The sequence below is a fragment of the Sphingobacterium sp. BIGb0116 genome (assembly GCF_024808035.1).
Taxonomy (GTDB): Bacteria; Bacteroidota; Bacteroidia; order Sphingobacteriales; family Sphingobacteriaceae; genus Sphingobacterium; species Sphingobacterium paramultivorum.
This window is the reverse complement of the sequence record NZ_JANUDT010000001.1, coordinates 891058-908530: the sequence shown is the minus strand read 5'-3', so window position 1 is coordinate 908530 and position 17473 is coordinate 891058. Positions and strand designations below refer to the sequence as shown.

At 43.6% G+C, this 17473-nt stretch carries 13 protein-coding genes; 9 read left to right on the top strand and 4 right to left on the bottom strand.

Translation table 11 applies throughout. The annotated features are described in order from the left end of the window. Positions 1-39 precede the first annotated feature (39 nt). From M2419_RS03830 to M2419_RS03815, 4 genes are all read left to right on the top strand, one after another. Entirely contained in the window at positions 40-204 is a 165-nt protein-coding gene (locus tag M2419_RS03830) for a hypothetical protein (RefSeq protein ID WP_182331096.1), read from the top strand. A gap of 544 nt (positions 205-748) precedes the next feature. Beyond that, a complete protein-coding gene (locus M2419_RS03825; RefSeq protein ID WP_153846270.1) occupies positions 749-1105 on the top strand; it encodes a hypothetical protein in 357 nt (118 codons plus the stop codon). Positions 1106-1241: 136 nt separating this feature from the next. Continuing rightward, a complete protein-coding gene (locus M2419_RS03820) occupies positions 1242-1613 on the top strand; it encodes a response regulator (protein ID WP_153846269.1) in 372 nt (123 codons plus the stop codon). Positions 1614-1891: 278 nt separating this feature from the next. Then, positions 1892-3280: a tetratricopeptide repeat protein gene (locus M2419_RS03815; protein WP_153846268.1), complete on the top strand. Its 1389-nt coding sequence runs from the start codon at positions 1892-1894 to the stop codon at positions 3278-3280. Between the two features lie 48 nt (positions 3281-3328). On the opposite strand, the gene M2419_RS03810 is transcribed toward M2419_RS03815, so the two are convergent. Continuing rightward, complete coding sequence (locus M2419_RS03810; protein ID WP_194932875.1) at positions 3329-4201, bottom strand: AraC family transcriptional regulator; 873 nt, start codon at positions 4199-4201, stop codon at positions 3329-3331. Positions 4202-4567: 366 nt separating this feature from the next. Beyond that, positions 4568-5035, bottom strand: a complete 468-nt coding sequence (locus M2419_RS03805; protein WP_183043821.1) for a PA2169 family four-helix-bundle protein — start codon at positions 5033-5035, stop codon at positions 4568-4570. A gap of 206 nt (positions 5036-5241) precedes the next feature. On the opposite strand from M2419_RS03805, the gene M2419_RS03800 reads away from it, so the two are divergent. The 5 genes from M2419_RS03800 to M2419_RS03780 all read left to right on the top strand — a co-directional run bounded on the left by M2419_RS03800 (position 5242) and on the right by M2419_RS03780 (position 12675). After that, positions 5242-6957: an FAD/NAD(P)-binding protein gene (locus M2419_RS03800; RefSeq protein WP_153846266.1), complete on the top strand. Its 1716-nt coding sequence runs from the start codon at positions 5242-5244 to the stop codon at positions 6955-6957. A 137-nt stretch (positions 6958-7094) separates the two neighbouring features. Then, positions 7095-10715 carry a response regulator gene (locus M2419_RS03795; RefSeq protein WP_259254256.1) on the top strand — a complete coding sequence of 1207 codons (3621 nt, stop codon included), beginning with the start codon at positions 7095-7097 and terminating at the stop codon, positions 10713-10715. A 20-nt stretch (positions 10716-10735) separates the two neighbouring features. Beyond that, entirely contained in the window at positions 10736-11110 is a 375-nt protein-coding gene (locus tag M2419_RS03790) for a response regulator (protein ID WP_153846264.1), read from the top strand. Then, the gene (locus M2419_RS03785) at positions 11107-11934 is read left to right on the top strand and encodes a protein-glutamate O-methyltransferase CheR (RefSeq protein ID WP_159727908.1); all 828 of its coding nucleotides are present in this window, start codon (positions 11107-11109) and stop codon (positions 11932-11934) included. The genes M2419_RS03790 and M2419_RS03785 overlap by 4 nt, the downstream gene beginning before the upstream one ends. A gap of 84 nt (positions 11935-12018) precedes the next feature. After that, on the top strand, positions 12019-12675 hold the full coding sequence (locus tag M2419_RS03780) for a response regulator transcription factor (protein ID WP_194932874.1): 657 nt from the start codon (positions 12019-12021) through the stop codon (positions 12673-12675). Between the two features lie 112 nt (positions 12676-12787). Here the strand turns inward: M2419_RS03780 and M2419_RS03775 are convergent, their stop codons facing one another. Continuing rightward, complete coding sequence (locus tag M2419_RS03775; RefSeq protein WP_259254255.1) at positions 12788-14329, bottom strand: hypothetical protein; 1542 nt, start codon at positions 14327-14329, stop codon at positions 12788-12790. Positions 14330-14350: 21 nt separating this feature from the next. Beyond that, on the bottom strand, positions 14351-17395 hold the full coding sequence (locus tag M2419_RS03770; RefSeq protein WP_259254254.1) for a SusC/RagA family TonB-linked outer membrane protein: 3045 nt from the start codon (positions 17393-17395) through the stop codon (positions 14351-14353). Positions 17396-17473: the final 78 nt, after the last annotated feature.

The following is a 17473-nucleotide window of genomic DNA, read 5'->3' as shown; positions in this document are numbered from 1 at the left end:
ACTTTATGCATCGAAATAGTATCTAAAAAATAATAAAACATGAACACAAATAAATCAAAAAATATATATGTGAGCCCAAAAGTTGAGGCCATTAATGTAGAATTGGAACAAGGTATTGCTGCAGGTTCTGCTGCGACGACAAGCAACGATCCACAGGAATCTTGGGAGAAAGCAGATGATGATAACCGACTAATCAATTGGTAATATCTAAAATATATTGTCTAATCCATCACATTTTGCTCGGCAGGTTCCTGTCGAGCTTTTTTATGGATCTTAACCTGAAAAAGGATCACTTTTACTGAAGTTCTGGTTCAGTGGATATTGATCGAATGGGTTTTTTAATTCTTTTTTTACGCTTTTAATTTGTTGTTAATGAGGTTTTTGTAAAGTGTGATATTTATGTGAAAGGCTGTTTTTTTTGATTCTTTCTTTTAATGCAAATCTTTGTCAAACAGAATCAGTTAAATCATTTCGGACGGACAACAACTGGATGATTGTATCGCAGAAAGGGGTAATGGACAACTTTTTAATTGCATGCTGAGACTGAATTATTACTAGATCTTATTTGCGTGGAGGTCTGTGATAATATCATTTGGATTTAACTCGACGGGGACATTTGGCCCTGTCGAGTCTATTTGCTCGTAAGTCCGCTATTCCCAAATAAATAAAAAATAGTTAATAGTATTTGAGCAAAGGTGACTCAGAATAGGGGGAATACAGAAATAAATTTACTTGAAAAACGATATATATGGATAGGAATAACTTCAATTATTTAATTACTTTGGCAAAAAACAATGATGCGGAATTTTTAACTGTGTTCAGTGAAATTTATCCTGGATTTGTGGCGTCGTTAAAGCGGATTAATCCCAAAATTCGGAGTAGTGAATTGGAATTCTGTGCGATGACCTTTTTAAATTTTTCGACCAAAAATATCGCTCAATATACATTTGTGACGGTTCGTGCGGTGCAGGTCCGTAAAAACAGACTGCGTAAAAAGTTTAATATTGCCTCTGATGTGGATTTCAATAACTGGATGCGTGATCAGATTTTACTTGGTCCAATTGTGGAACAGAGTCAGATTTCAATTATAAGTGCCCAAATATAAAACCTAAGCCATAATTTCCGGAAGCTTATTTTTTAGGGGAGCATTCCGGAAATCCTGCTATTATCCAATCGGAGTTTTGGTGATGGCATTCGTGAGGGGCTGCAGGTGATAAGAGAAATTTTTAAATCGATGTTTGATGAACAGAAAGATTTTTGTATGTGATGACAACCTGCTAATTTTGCAGTCGTTGGAACTGGTTTTGAGTCTGACCGAAGCTACTATTATAAGTGAAAACAGAAGTACCGAAGCATTGGAATATATCTTGCAGGAAAAACCCGATATTTTTATCTGTGATTTAGAAATGCCTGTACGCAGTGGTGAAGACCTAATTAAAGAAATTCGTAGCCGAAGAGAATGCGACTATCTATTTATTATTTGTGTATCTGCATCTTCTGAGGGTCGAGCTATTGCACTTAATGCTGGAGCTGATTATTTTCTGCCCAAACCTTTCGCTATAAACGAGCTTTTGCCTGTAGTCACTGCGGTGTTAACTTCTAAAAATTATTGAATTTTTGCTGCTTTTTTTATAAAGAATTGCTGGTAAAATGATCATGCTGACATAAAAATCTTCGGTTTATTCATTTACCGTTTAATCAATTAAAATGCTTAGTTTTGCAGATACTATGCCATGACTATATAGCTAAAGTAGTTATGGAAAGCTACTGAAATATTGACAACCTACTTAATGAAAAAGCACCTTTTAATTTTATTTCTTATTTTTTTTCGTTTAAGGCCATCGCAGGGGATAGCCCGAAACAAAGAGTAGATTCGCTCTTAGCAAAGGCAATGGAATTTGGCAGTCAAGGGAAATTAGTACCCTATATAGAGACGGCAATAAAAGCATTTAATTTGGCCAATTCTGCTAACTATGATGAGGGGAAGGCCAAATCCGGAATGTATATAGCAGAAGGTCTAGTGACTGTTGGCCTATTTAAGGAAGCATTAAAACAGCTGGACCGTATTGAAACCACCGACATTTATAAAAAAGAAATCTTTGTACAATCCGACGTTTATCGCTTACGGGGACGGGCTTATGGTGGTCTCATGCTATATCAGCAGGCCATTCGGGAGTTTCGTTTGCAGCAGGAACTCATTAAACAGCTTACCGGCGAAAAGCAAGTCAAAGCATACCAGTATAATTACGAGAATTTAAGTGCAGTTTTCCAGCGAATGGGACAATTGGATTCCGTGCAAAAATACACCGAACTCCAGTTGGAGAATCTAAAGGTTTTCGCAGAAAAGGATGCGGCTATGCGCTACCAGATTGTGTATGAAAATTTGGGGAGGCTATATGTTGAAAAAGGTGATTTAGTAAAGGCGAAGCAAAGCTTGGATAAATCATTGGAGCTTATTAAGAAATATAACATTCCTGTTGTGCTGAATACCTATACTGCGTTAGCTATTTTGGAGAAAAAAAAAGGAAACCTGCAAAAAGCTGCTACTTTCTATGAAGAAAGTCTTGTGAGAAAGCGGGCAGCTGGTAGTAGAATAGGAGTGCAAAATTCTTACCGTGAGCTGGCTGATTTTTATCGCATAAGCAACTTGGATAAAGCTAAAGCAGATCACTATGAAATAGCCTTTAGCCGGCTCAATGACTCGCTGGAGAATGAAAATAGACATGTCGTCGATCAGGTGCTCAATCAGATTTTGAAACTCAAAGATGAGGAATCGAATACCAAGGTGTCAAGGGCAGGAACAATTGCACTTAACGCCCTATTGTTGCTGCTTGTTGTGGTTTTGTTTTTTGTTTGGCGGTCGAAGCACAACAGGAAGATATTGGTACAGAAAGAAGAGGCATTGCAGGAAACCGAAACAATCAATAAGGAACTGACCGAACAGATCGGAGAAAATAAATTCAATACGCTCATAGACCTGGCCAAAAGTAACAATCCTGAATTTTTGATTTTATTTACTGAATTGTATCCACAGTTTATCCAGGCGCTCAAATCATTTGACGCTAATCTTCGGAGTACCGAATTGGAATTCTGTGCCATGGCATTTCTCAACTTCTCGACAAAAAATATTTCGGAATACACCTTTGTGACGATCAGGGCGGTGCAGGTCCGTAAAAATAGACTGCGCAAAAAGTTCGACATACCATCAGATGTGGATTTCAATAACTGGATGCGTGAGCTCGCCGGAACATCCGTTAGCCCATTGGAACCTAAGGGCTAAAAAAAGAGCTATGTTAACAGCTCTTTTTTACAAGGGCGGCACTGCTCGCTAATCTTTATTTGATAAAAGCTTACTTTTATAATCGGAAGGGGTAATCCCTTTAATGGATTTAAAGAACTTGTTGAAGTTGGGCAGGGAGTTGAATCCACAGGCATAGGCAATATTGGTGATCGGGTTCTCATCCTGAACCAACAGCCTGCAAGCTTCATTGATCCTTACTTCATTGACGAATTTTGAGAATGTTTTTCGTGTATGTGCTTTAAAAAAGCGACAAAAGGATGGCTTGGTCAAGTTCGCCAATTTAGCTGCCTCCTCTAAGGAAATTTCATTGTTGAAATTTTCAAAAACATAATTGTAGATGTTAAAAATAAGTTCTCCGTCCTTGCGCGGTGATCCATTGCTATAAGACTTATCCGATAGTACAGCATATTCTTCTGTGTGAAGAAGGGTAGCCAAACACTCAAATAGATAGGCTGTTTTTTGCATATCGGAGGCGCCGACCATTTTTCGTAGTATTTTTTTGAGTGCATCTTTTGTTTGTCCATAAAATAACATCCCCTGTCGCGATCTTTCCAGGAAGTCATGCAGCGGGGCCGTTTCAACTAATAAGGGGCAAAAAGACAGTAGGGCTTCTGGATCGAAATGTAAGGTGATAGACTGTGCGCTAGGTTCGTGGCTGGTATCACCACGCGCATTATACCAAACATGTGGCAAGCCCGGGCCGGTAAATGTCAGCTCGTCGCTTTCAAAGTCTTCCAGATGATCTCCAATGCAGCGTTGCCCATTACCCTTGATGATGTAGGTAAGCTGGCATTCACTGTGAAAATGATATTCGGAGAGGTATTTGTCGCAATTTTCTCGTCGAATTTCAAAAATCCTGTTCCCTAAATTTGAAAGTGCTTTCGTATAAACCGGTCTCATAAATGCTGAAAATATTTTAATGAAATAATGGCAGCGTGTACCTATCTTTATAATTGATTTGAAATTGTATCTCAAAAGACGCATTATTAACCAAAAAAGCCATGTATTAAAGGCTTAAAATCATGTAAAATATTACTTTTTTTAACCGTTTATGTCAATGCTGCTATAATATATGATTTTTCAGATTCCCTTTTTCCGCTTATGGTTACGACAACAATCTCTGTTCGGGAGAAATGGAAGCAATCAGAAAAAGCAGCGCTACATTCTTGGTTAAGATGAGTCAATGATGAAGTCGAAACATAAAAAAATACCGAAGGGATTACACTTCGGTATTTTTTGTGAAAAAGAAAACTTACTATTTCAATCTTAGATGGTTTTGCTATCGCGCAGCATTTTAATGATATTATGCGCTTCAAGCTGTTTGCTGAGCTGTGTATTGATTAAGCTGTGAACATTTTGTGAAAGTTCTTCCGATCCTTCAGCCAAAGCTGTTTGATAAGTTGATTTGAAGGCATCTTCTCCCTGCTCACAGGTTTCGAGCAGACTTCTTTCGTCATCTCCCGTAATATTTACTTTTATCCCCATCCAGGCACGGAAAAGCTTGCCGCTCAGCATGGTGCTATCCGTCGCCTCTTTGCCTTCAAGCTCAACATAAGGTGTCAACTCGGCAATAAATTCTTCCGATTGTCCGATAAATTTTTGAAATGTTGGTATAAGTTTATCTAAACCATGACTTGTCGCCAGATCAATAGCTTTTTTATAACCCTCGATGCGGTCGTTGTTGATCTTAATAATGTCATTGATGATCTCCGGATTGTTGATGTTGTTTTCCATAATATTGTTATTTGTTATCATTTTGTTTATTCGAAAAACAGCAGGTACCTGATGATCGTTTGCAGAATCCGAGATTCAGGTATTTAAATCATGGCCCGTATTTATCCCGTTTTTTATTGTCCGGGAATAAATGGGCCTAAAACTTTCTGCAATTTACCCTTGTTCTTAGAACCGAATACTGTCCTTTAGGCAGCGCAACGAAAACTATGCAACAAAACATTCATGTAGCCATTATCGGGGGTGGACCCAGTGGCCTGTTTATGTACAAGAGATTGGTCGAAAAGAATATAGCTGGTCTCAAAGTATCTATTTTCGAGTCCCGCAAGCAATTGGGGGCAGGGATGCCTTATAGCTACGAAGGTGCTACACCTGAGCATCTAACTAATGTCTCGGATCATGAAATTCCCGCACTGGTCTCCACGATTGAGGATTATGTTCAATCCTTATCGGAAACCACGCTTCGAAGCTATGGAATCGATGTTGACGATTTTAATCGCTACAAGGTGATGCCACGGTTGCTCCTTGGCCGCTACCTTTCGGAGCAGTTTATGCTATTGAAACGGATGGCGGATGAAAAGGGGATCGAAACACAGATTCATCTTGGCAGCCAGGTCAGCGATATCATTGATCTCGATAGCCAGATGCAGGTTAAAATCATGGTGGGCAGCACCGACACCTATATCGTAGACAAGGTTATCATCTGTACCGGACATAAATGGCCAACCAGGTATGAGGGTAATGTTGAACATTATTTTGAGTCGCCCTATCCACCGTCCAAGTTGGCCTTAAAAACCAATCATGCTGTCGGCATACGCGGTGCTTCGCTCACAGCAATCGACGCTATCCGTACGCTGGCTCGTCACAATGGCTCTTTTGAAGTCCTGGAGACCGGGGAGCTAAGGTATCAGATCGACCCGGGTAGCGAAAATTTTAAGTTATTGATGCATACGCGCAGTGGCCTTCTGCCTGCGATCCGATTCCATCAGGAAGAACCTTTCCTAGCCAACAAGCTCTTGATCTCCGAAGAGGAACTTATGCTTAACAGACTTGAAAATGAAGGTTTCGTGTCGTTGGATTTTCTGTTCGATCGTAATTTTAAAGCGCAGTTTAAAGAAAAGGATCCCGACTTTTATGCAATTGTAGAAAAGCTCAGCCTGGAAGACTTTGTAGAAGCAGTACTCAGTTTAAGGGAACAGAAAGATGCCTTCGAGGGATTTCGCCAGGAGCACGAACAAGCGCTGAAATCTATCAGAAGGCGTCAGTCTATCTATTGGAAAGAAGTGCTTTCTGCCTTGAGCTTTACCCTGAATTACCCGGCCAAATATATGTCTGCCGAAGATATGCTGCGGTTAAAAAAAGTACTGATGCCGTTGATTTCCATTGTCATCGCTTTTGTGCCGCAGAGTTCCAGTCGTGAGCTCCTCGCACTACACGATGCTGGTCGGCTGGATGTGGTCAATGTTGGTACGGACAGTCGGGTTGAACCTGCGAGCGACCGCGGCGCTAACTATTTTTATACCGATGAATCTGGGATAGAAGTAAAAACCCATTATAAGACATTTGTGGATTGTGTAGGACAGCGACCGTTGGACTTTGAAGAATTTACTTTCAAGAGTTTAGTCGACAATGGCAATGTCAGTCCAGCTTACCTGCGATTTCGTTCAGTGGAACAGGCCAAAGAACAAATGCTGGCAGGCAACGACCATATGTTTGTGGCTCCGGATGGCGCCATTTTTTTGCAGGTACCAGGGGTAAAGATAGACGACAGCTTCCGGCTGGTAGACCACAGCGGCAACGCCAGTCAACGTCTTTTCATGATGGCTGTACCTTATATGGGCGGCTATAATCCGGATTATTCGGGCCTCGATTTTTGTGCAGCAACCTCCGAAATCATCGCCAATAGAATTGCTTCGGGGGGATAAATACGTAAGTTTTTGTTAAAATACGGTAAGATGGTTGGGGCCGGGTGACGCGGGATTTAATTTAGGCTCCCTATTGCTATATTTGGCGGCCATCTAGACCATCAGTTGGCATTGTCTTAACTCAATTGTTGAAAAGCATGCCTAAAACTATTTTAAGAAACCTGCAGGTAGGTTTTGGAATTTCACTGTTGATCCTGTTAGCGAGTTCAACGGCTTCTTATGTCAGTATCCGTAAGCAGATCCACAATAGTACGATGGTTGACCACAGCCGACGGGTCATGAGCCGTGTCAATAAAATTCTGCAGGATTTGCAGAATGCAGAAACGGGCCAGCGTGGGTACTTGCTGACGGGGATGGAAAAGTTTCTCGATCCCTACAAAAATGGTCTTCAGTCCTTGCCTCAATCGCTGAGCCGCGCGCACGATCTTACGGCTGATAACCCAGCGCAGCAGCAGGTGATTGATACCCTGTCAACACTTGTTCAGTCTCGACTAGATCGATTAGAGAATTTGGTGAACATCAAAAAACGAGGTGGTATGGTCTCTGTTGCCCAGCTCGAAGAAGGCAAAACCTATATGGACAGTTGCCGTTTGCTGATCAGCAAAATCATAGATAAAGAAGAATCGTTGCTCAATCGACGCTCGGATGAGCTTACACGGTCTTCGGGCTACACATCCATATTTGTTTTATTGGCTGCCGCAGTTTCGTTGCTGATTACGCTGTTTTTTTACTTCCGCCTTCGGGCAGATTTCTTTAAGCGCGAGGAGTTGCAGAATGACCTAAAGCGCAAAGATGAAGAGATCCAGCGTCGACTGAGCATTACCCAGCGTATAGCACGGGAGATTGCTGCCGGCAATTATGAGATGCAGATTCAGGATGGCGAACAGGATGATTTGGGCAGCTTGACGGGATCCCTCAATGAAATGGCTAGGTCGCTCAAAACATCTTTTGATGAACTCAATAATAACAACTGGCACCAAGCCGGACTAACCCAGCTGAGCAACCTCTTGATGGGTAATAAACAGCGGGAAGAGCTCACAGCCGTTACGCTGGGCCATCTGACAAAATATGGCAACTGTGTCAATGGTGCCATTTATCTGATGGAACAGGATGAGCTTGTCTTAAGGGGATCCTATGGACTTGAAGATCCCGACCATAAACGCTTCGTACCGGGGGAGGGTATGGTTGGCCAGGTCTTTAAGGACGGGAAAGAAAAGTTATTCGAAAACCTCGAAAATAGCAGCTATGTTATCAGTTTTGCTATCGGAAAGGTGCAGGTGAACAACCTTTTTATCTTGCCTGTTTTTGATGGTAACCAATGTATCGGTGTGATGGAGCTGGGGGCATTACAGCCTTTTTCTTCCATACAGCTGGCATTTTTTAGAGATGCAGTGCAAAAAGTAGGTACTACACTTGCGGCGGCACAGGCCAGACTGGTGGTGCAGAATCTATTGGAAGAAACCCAGGCGCAAACTGAAGAGCTGCAGGCACAGCATACCGAATTGGAATCCCTCAATTCGAGCCTCGAAATGCATACCCATAAATTGCAGGCATCGGAGGAGGAACTCCGCGTGCAGCAAGAAGAACTGGTGCAGTCTAACCGTGAATTGGAGGAGCGCTCAAAACTGTTGGAAGATAAAAATGTTGAAATTGCCGAACGCAATCAGGAAATTCAGAAAAAGGCGGCAGAGCTGGAACAAAGTACACGCTATAAGTCTGAATTTTTGGCCAATATGTCGCATGAACTGCGTACACCGCTCAATTCAATTCTGTTACTTTCCCGTTTGATGGCCGAAAATTCGGATGGTAACCTGAATGAAGAACAGATGGAATCGGCAGCTGTGATCCAAAGTTCGGGAAAGAGCCTGCTAACCTTGATAGATGAGATTCTGGATCTTTCCAAAATAGAATCCGGAAAAATGGATCTGGATGTACAGCCTGTATTCTTTGCCGATATACTGAATGGGCTGACGGCTATGTTCGGACCAGTCGCCGCGGATAAGCAGCTCGGATTAGAAATGAGCGTCGCCGAGGGATTGCCGATGCAGCTCGAAACAGACAAGCAACGCTTGGATCAGATTTTACGTAATCTATTGTCGAATGCCATCAAATTTACAGCTTCGGGTAAGGTTACCTTGCATATTGACCGCGAACAATCGCAGAGAAGCCGTATCGTATTTGAAGTGCGCGATACGGGAATAGGAATACCAAAAGACAAGCAGCATCTGATATTTGAGGCTTTTCAACAAGCAGATGGTTCTACACGCCGCAAATTTGGCGGTACTGGACTGGGGCTCTCGATCAGCCGTGAACTGGCGCGTCTGCTCGGAGGCGAAATCTTGCTGGATAGCGAAGAAAACAAAGGCAGTGTATTCCGGCTGATCCTTCCGGAGCAAATTTCGGGAGACATTCCGACCGCATTTGCTGTGGAATTGCAGCGGCCAATGACCCGCGAAACAGACCTTGAAACAGTGGGGCCCGCAGTAGTGGGACAAGATTCACAAGTGGCAGTGCCGGCAGTGGAAAGGATGCCTGAGATTCCTATCCCAGCCGATATCCCGGATGATCGCGATAGCATCGTCGCAGGCGACCGCTTTATCTTGATTGTTGAAGATGATATTGAGTTCGCAAAGATCCTGCTGAAATATACGCGTCAGCAAAACTACAAAGGTATCGTGGTAGTCCGTGGTGATATTGCGGCGGAGATGGTGGCACGTTATATGCCGCTGGCGGTCCTGCTGGATATTCAGCTTCCGCTCAAAGATGGCTGGCAGGTAATGGCTGAGATCAAGGAAAACCCCAAGACTCGTCATATACCCGTGCATATTATGTCTTCTTTACAGGTTAAAAGAGAAAGCCTGCTTCAGGGCGCCATAGACTTTATCAATAAACCGATGGCATTGGAGCAGATGGGCGATATGTTCCGTAAAATAGAAGATGCCCTCACGCGGCATCCCAAAAAAGTACTGATCGTTGAAGAAAATCCCAAACATGCTGCGGCGCTGTCGCTCTTCCTCGATAGTTTTGACATTGCCTCGGAGATCAAGAGCAATGTAGAAGATAGCATTGTGGCGCTGAGCTCAGACACTGCCGACTGTGTGATCCTTGATATGGGGGTTCCAGACCGTGTTGGCTACGAGACATTGGAAGCCGTAAAACGAAACCAAGGCCTTGAAAATTTGCCGATTATTGTATTTACCGGTAAGAACCTTTCGCAGGTAGAGGAAATGAAATTAAAACGGTATGCGGATTCTATCATTGTAAAAACGGCTAATTCCTATCAGCGTATTTTGGACGAAGTCGGTCTATTTCTACATCTTGTAGAGGAAAATAATGGTCCTTCTACCAAATCGCCGGGTAGACTTGGCTTTTTGCAGGATGTTCTGCAGGGAAAAAAGGTACTTGTAGCGGATGACGACATCCGAAATATTTTCTCGCTCACCAAAGCGCTCGAAAAATATCAGATGACCGTGGTGCCGGCAACGGACGGAAAAGATGCGCTGAAACAGTTGGAAGATAATCCGGATGTGGCTGTGATCCTGATGGACATGATGATGCCCGAAATGGATGGTTACGAAACGATTGCTTCGATCCGAAAAGATCAGCTATACGAAAATATGCCCATTATTGCTGTTACAGCCAAATCAATGATGGGGGATAGGGAAAAATGTATTGCTGCAGGAGCGTCTGATTATATATCCAAACCGGTGGATATCGATCAGCTATTGTCCCTCTTGCGCGTATGGCTGTATGAATAATAACGCAATAAATAAGGAGCATGGATAAAAACAAAACCATATTGATCATCGACGATGATCAGAACAATATATTTGCGTTGAAATTGGCTTTGAAGTCAAGAGGTTTTCAGGCGATAGGCAGTCTGTCTGCAGAAGAAGGACTAGCTCAGTTACGGGATCATGCCAGTGTAGGTGTTGTGCTCATGGATATGATGATGCCCGAGATAGACGGCTATGAAGCCACCAAGCTGATCCGTCATTCATGGAATGCAAGTGAATTGCCTATTATCGCCGTGACGGCACAGGCCATGACCGGCGATCGTGAAAAATGTCTGTCTGCAGGGGCAAATGGCTATATCTCGAAACCGATTGACATTGAACTGCTTGTGCAGATGATAAGAGAAATAGCAGGATGACCACGGGGAAAAAAATTGTAAGCCAAGAGCAGGTCATGATCCTGATGGAGGATGTGGAGCGTCTCTATGGTTACGACTTTACCCACTATACGAAAGCATCCTTATCGCGGCGGATAAACCAGCTTTGCCTGCTGGATAATTTTGCGAGTTTCGCCGAACTACGTTATCGTGTTGTCCACGATCCGGAATACATGCAGCGATTTGTCGAAAAGATGACAGTGAACGTAACCGAAATGTTTCGTGACCCAAGCTTTTTCGCAAATCTTCGTCATGAAATCCTTCCAAAATTGCGTACTTCGCCGTTTATCCGCATCTGGATAGCGGGCTGTGCAACAGGTGAGGAAGCGTACTCGCTGGCAATTTTATTGCAAGAAGAAAATCTATTGCACAAATCATTGATCTATGGCACCGATATCAACCCGTCGGTGCTCGAGCAGGCAAAGAAGGCTGTTATCCCGATGGCAAACCTAAAATCCTATGTTGAAAATTATCAGCTTTCGGGCGGTAAAGCTGATTTTTCATCGTACTATACCGCGAACTATAACTGGGTAAAATTCAATTCCACCTTGCGGGAACGTATTGTTTTTGCTTCTCACAACCTGGTGAGTGATGCTTCTTTTAATGCTTTTCAGCTGATTCTATGTCGCAATGTGCTGATCTATTTTGACACAGAGCTGCAGGCCAGGGTATTGTCCCTTTTTGATGAAAGCCTCGAAACATTCGGCTACCTTGCCTTAGGCAGTCAGGAGACACTGCGCTTTTCTGCACTGGCACCCCACTATAATCAGGTGGGCAATGAAAAGATATGGCGAAAGGTCAAGTAGAACTGGATGGGATTTTTACGTGAACTAATTTTAAAAAATAACTTAATAAAAAAAATAGATTATCTTGGTAGGATTGGAGGAAAAATGACTAAAATTCTTTTAGTTGATGACCATCGACTTGTGCGAAATGGGATACGCTTGATCATTGATACCCACGACAAGCTTTCGGTGGTAGGAGAAGTAGACAGTGCAGAGGATGCATTAATCTATCTTGAACAAAATGCATTGCCAGATCTGGTTTTAACGGACCTGAATATGCAGGGCATGGATGGTGTGAGTTTCATCCGAATGGCCAAAAAAATATATCCTGATCTTAGGTTTGCTGTGCTTTCCATGATTGAAGATCCGGTTGATGTAGCCGAAGCTTTTCGGAGTGGTGCAGACGGGTATCTATCTAAAGGAGGGGACTATGATGAAATCTTATTTGGATTGTTACGTTTATCTCAGGGGCATAAATATCTGATGACCAATTTCGGTCTACGGTTTATGGAAAACTTTGATGTTGAGAATAGTGCGAATGTTGATGTTACTTCACGGCTGTCGCAGTATGAAATCTCAGAAAGGGAATTTGCCGTACTGGAACTCATTGCGCAGGGTTTCACCGCTGTGGAAATTGCGGATAAAATCTTTTTGAGCAAACGGACTGTCGAAGGGCACCGTCAGAATCTGATGGATAAGACAAAAAGCAAAAACACGGCCGATCTGATCCGTTTTGCATTTCAGCAAAAACTGCTGAGCTAAATAGCGCTGTAAAAAAATAGCCTTTGTTTTCGCGCTGCTGTGTGCAGCGCGGAAAACAGAAGGCGTATATATGTAAACGGGGTTAGTTCGACAGAATGGTTGTTCTGTTTGATTATTTTGAAGCTGGCTTCCAGCCATTGTCGCGGGCTGTACCAAGCTCACCAAATTTGCCTTTTTCACCGGCAGACTCATTCCCGCCGAAAGTGTAGACAGGTTCTCCGATGAGTTCCAGTTGGATCTGTGGTATCGGAAACTGGGTCGGCGTGCCGCCCTGTAGCAGATCATTTCTCCGCATGAAGCTGAAGGGGACAAAAGTACCACCCGCTCCATCTATTTCTATCGCATATTCATAATGAATGGCATCGCGTAGGGCACTGGCGTTGGCTATCACATCAGGAAGACCTCCTTTTTGTTTGCGGGAGGCTGTCGAAGCATTCAGCTCAGCGGCAGCACCATCGTAATCTTTCAACCAGTATTTTGCTTCTGCCCGCAATAAGCGTGTTTCTTCGGCCAAAAAGTAAGGATTGACAGCGCCAGCAACATTGAGGGTAGACAATTTGGGATACATCCACCGGGAACGCATGTAATTGCTGAAAAGCCCCCTTCCTCTGGCTTCAAGCAAAATACCGAAGTTACTTGTGTAAGTAAAATATTGGTAGAAACGTTTGTCGTCAGATTCAATAGGACCCAAGATAATGCTGTTGTTGGTTGGATAAGCTGTGGGCGTTTTTTTTGTTTTATCCGCCAAATAAGCGATTTTGATATCTGCAGGAACATAGGAGGCCGTTCCGTAAGGACGTTCGAGTACATCGACCAGGGCATTGTAATAGCCGCCCACGGTAGTGGTGATGGTGTAATCGGTGGTAAAACCCTTGTTGGCATAGGCAAGAACTCTGTTCCAATAAGGAGAACCCAGATTTTCTGCTTCGGCCTTATCCCGTGCTACGGAGGAAAGGATCCGTGCAGAAAGCGAATTGATCAGCAATACGAGATCGCCTTTGGAAATGGTGACACCCTTTAAAAAATCGAAATTCAGGTTGGGTGTTTCGGCAATAAGCTGCAAGGTCTTATCAAGATGTTTGATGCCATTCTCGATCAGCTCTTTATAGGAATTGGGAAACTCCTTGAGTTTAAGGTTGACATCATCGACAATCAGTCCGCGGTCGAATATTGCGCCCAGGTAACCTTGGGAGACACCTTTTGCATAGTAGGCACCAATAAGACAGTCTTTAGTCCGGTCGGCACCCTTGTCATCATAGATCGTCAACTTTTGATTCTCGATCAGGTCGATCACTTTGGTGGCATCCAAATTGGACTGATAGAAATTGGAATACACTTCACGAACGGCTGCATTACCGCGATAAGCGGAATTGTTGTTCAAGCGTAACCGCGGTTCGTTCGCAAAATCCCACCAGGACTGGCTGCCGTTGGTATTGGTCGACTGGTCTGCCCAAAGGCTAAAATGGGAGCCACCGGCGTTATTGGTCGTGGTATTGAAGGCGGTCTGCACACTGCTTGTTGTGAGTACATAACCTAAACTTTTTATCTTTTCTATGGCTTCGGCATTCGTCAATGTCGAGGGGTCATCGAATCCGATTGATTCGCATGAGCCTAGTGAGAAAAGCACGGCTAAACCAAAAAATATCTTCTTCATGTTTTACTTTGTCTGATTAGGTTAAAAATTGAAGGTTAGTTTTCCTGAAATAATACGGTAGCTAGGATAGTTGAATCCATCCTGTCCGATTCCATCAACATTAACTCCCTTATAGTTTGTCCAGATAAAGAGGTTTCTGCCGATAAGGGATAGATTGGCGTTTTTCAGAACCTTGGAAAGACCTAGTTTTTCTGTTGGGAGTTTATAGGATAACGATAGCTCGCGAAGGGCCAAATAGGTTGTTTTTTCGATCCAATAATCTGTTACTTGTGAGGCGTTGAATACTTGGGTGGTAAAGTTTAGCGGTTTGCCTGCGGCGGCACTCCGGTCAGAAAATTCCGAGCGGTAGACATAGGTCAGATATTGTGCGGTTTCATTGAATTTCTGTCCCCCTTGTTGCCAATCCAGCACGCTGTAAAGTGAAAAACGCCCGTAATTAAAGGTGTTTGTAAAGCCCAGTAAAAAATCTGGATTGGCATCGCCGATAATTTTGGCATTGCCAGTTGCAGCATTGACATAAAATACGGGCGCTTCATTTGCCGTACCTAAAGCTGCTTTTTCGACCACAACACCAAAGTCATTTACCACATATTCTTCAACCCGTTTGGTACCGTTACCGGCATTGATGACAAAACCGTCGGCATTGGTTTGCAACTGCGCGAGATCCGAGTGGATACTGTACCCATAAATTGCGGTGGTACTGGCGCCGACAGCTTTTCGATAACCGTTGTATGTAAACTCGGGAACATCGCCCAGTGATGTAATCCGGCTACGGACGCGGCTGAAAGTAAGGCCTGATGACCAACTAAACTTTTTATGCTCGAGCACTTTTCCATTGACCTCCAGTTCGAGAGAATTTGATTTTACAGCGCCTAGGTTGTCGTAGATGCTTGCTGAGCCCGAAATCGGTGTAAAGGCTGGGACAGAAATAAAATCGTTGGTACTATTTGAAAAAGCATAGTTGAACTGTACATTCAGTCGCTTAAATAAGACGGCATCAAAACCAAGTTCCGTTTCCGCGGTAACTGCCCGCTTCAGGTCGGTATTGTCATTTTGTGTATAGCTGACACCCCCTGTATTGGTGATGCTGACGCGGCTGTCTTTGGCTCCAAAAGGAGGAAGGCTTCCCGCTTTTCCATATGCCACCCGTAGCTTAAACTCTGTCAATGGATCGAGCTTGATATCCTGCGTCAAACGGTAGGCGGCAGAAATGCGGGGGAAAAAGGCTGTTCCTACATCGCGGCCAAACCGTGAACTCTGATCGAGCCGGCCCAAGGCATCTACAAATAGTTTATCTGCCCAGGCAAACTTGGCGTTGAGGAAATAGCCATGGTTAACTGTTTTTTCCCAATTGGATGAAATGACCCTCGTGCTCGGTTCTGTCACATCCAGGCTTTTGACTGGGGCCGTAAGATTTCGACCGGAAGCATTGAAACCTGTCTGCGATGCAAATTCATACACATATTTGGCAGTAAGCCCCCAATCCAGATTGCCAGTCCTGCGGTTGTAATTTAATTGTAGCTGACCATTTTTGCTGGTGCTTTTAGAGGTTCTTAAAGCATAGTTTCCATTATTCAGACTGACATCCGGGACAATGGTCTGATAACCTTTAGGATAGTATTCTTCGGTATTATATTGTTTTGTCTGTAAGGAAAGGGCTCCTTCGGCACTCAGGTGTTCGGTAATTGCATATTTTAGTTTTCCACCCAGCAGCAGATTCTCGGTCTGATAGGCGTATTCCTCATTGCTCAGTCGATAGAAAGGATTGGTCCATTGCTGACCGGAAAGATTGCTCCCTTTGGGTAGGTAGACATATTTTCCCGATTCATTCTTTTCACTGAGATCGATAAAAGGCTCGACAAGTAAAGTCGAATAAAGCAGTCCATCCGAACGGCTGGATACAGCACTCGAAGGTGTATTGAAGAAGCTATACTGTGTGGTTAGATCGGCTGTAATTTTGGGTGAAACGCGGTAACCAAGATTGAACAGAATGTTCTGTCTTTTGTCTGCATCGACCACCGGTGAAACACCGCCTTTATGTTGGTTTTGTGCGGATAAATAGATGTTATATTTTTCACCACTTGCTGCGGCCGAGATGGAATTGGTAAAATAGCTGGTCCGGCCCAATAGATTTTTGGTATTGTCCACATAGTCTTTATAGGGATGCAGATTGACCGAAAAACCATTTTCCTTGTAGTCGATCACCCGGGCTCCATTGACCAACAGGAAAGATCCGTCTGGGTTGACCTTGAAATGATGCTGATAGGATAGGGGTGGAAGTAATAACAGACTCGAGTAACCAAGTTCGTTATCTATACTGATATTCAGTTTTCCTTCCTTTTTACCGTTTTTTGTCAACACTTGAATGACCCCGCCCTCGCCGCGGGTTCCATATAAGGCCGAAGCTGCAGCTCCTTTGACAACTTCAATGCTCTCAATGTCGTTGGGATTAAGGTCTGAAAGACGGAGAGCTGTGACGAAGCCATCCACCACGATCAAAGGTTCGATTTCTCCAGTTACCGACTTTGATCCACGGAGATATACCGATGCCCCGGCATTGCCACCCAACTGGTCGATACGAAGGCCGGCGACTTTCCCGCGTAAACTTGTGGAAGCATCGAGAGCAGGAACTGTGCCGATCAGCTCCTGGTCTACTTTGGTCAATGCAAAGGATAGCTTTTTGCGGCTTGTGCCTTGTGCAACACCTGTTACCACGACTTCTTCCAGGTCTTTGCTTGCTGGGCTAAGCTCAATAACAATGGGACTTTTGTCGATCACAAGGGAGAGTGACTTGTAGTTGAGATGCGTCAGCCTAACCTTAAAGGGAAGCTTCTGTCCAGTAACAAATTGAAATCTACCCTCCCGATCGGTTTTCACAGAGTGGGTAACAGCATCCAATTGCACAGTGACATCTTCTATAGGCTGTTTTGTAGAAGCGTCAATGATATGGCCCTCAAGGGTAGCGTTTACGATAGGTTTGGGCTTGTTCTGTGAATAAGTGGGTTGTACCCAAAAAAAGAACAATAGAAAATAGATAGAATACAGCCGTACTCCAATGTTTTTCATAAAATTTGGATTAATAGTTAAAAATTAAACAAGTGCCAACGCCAATTGATTACTTGCAGGATTTCTAGGGGAATGTTT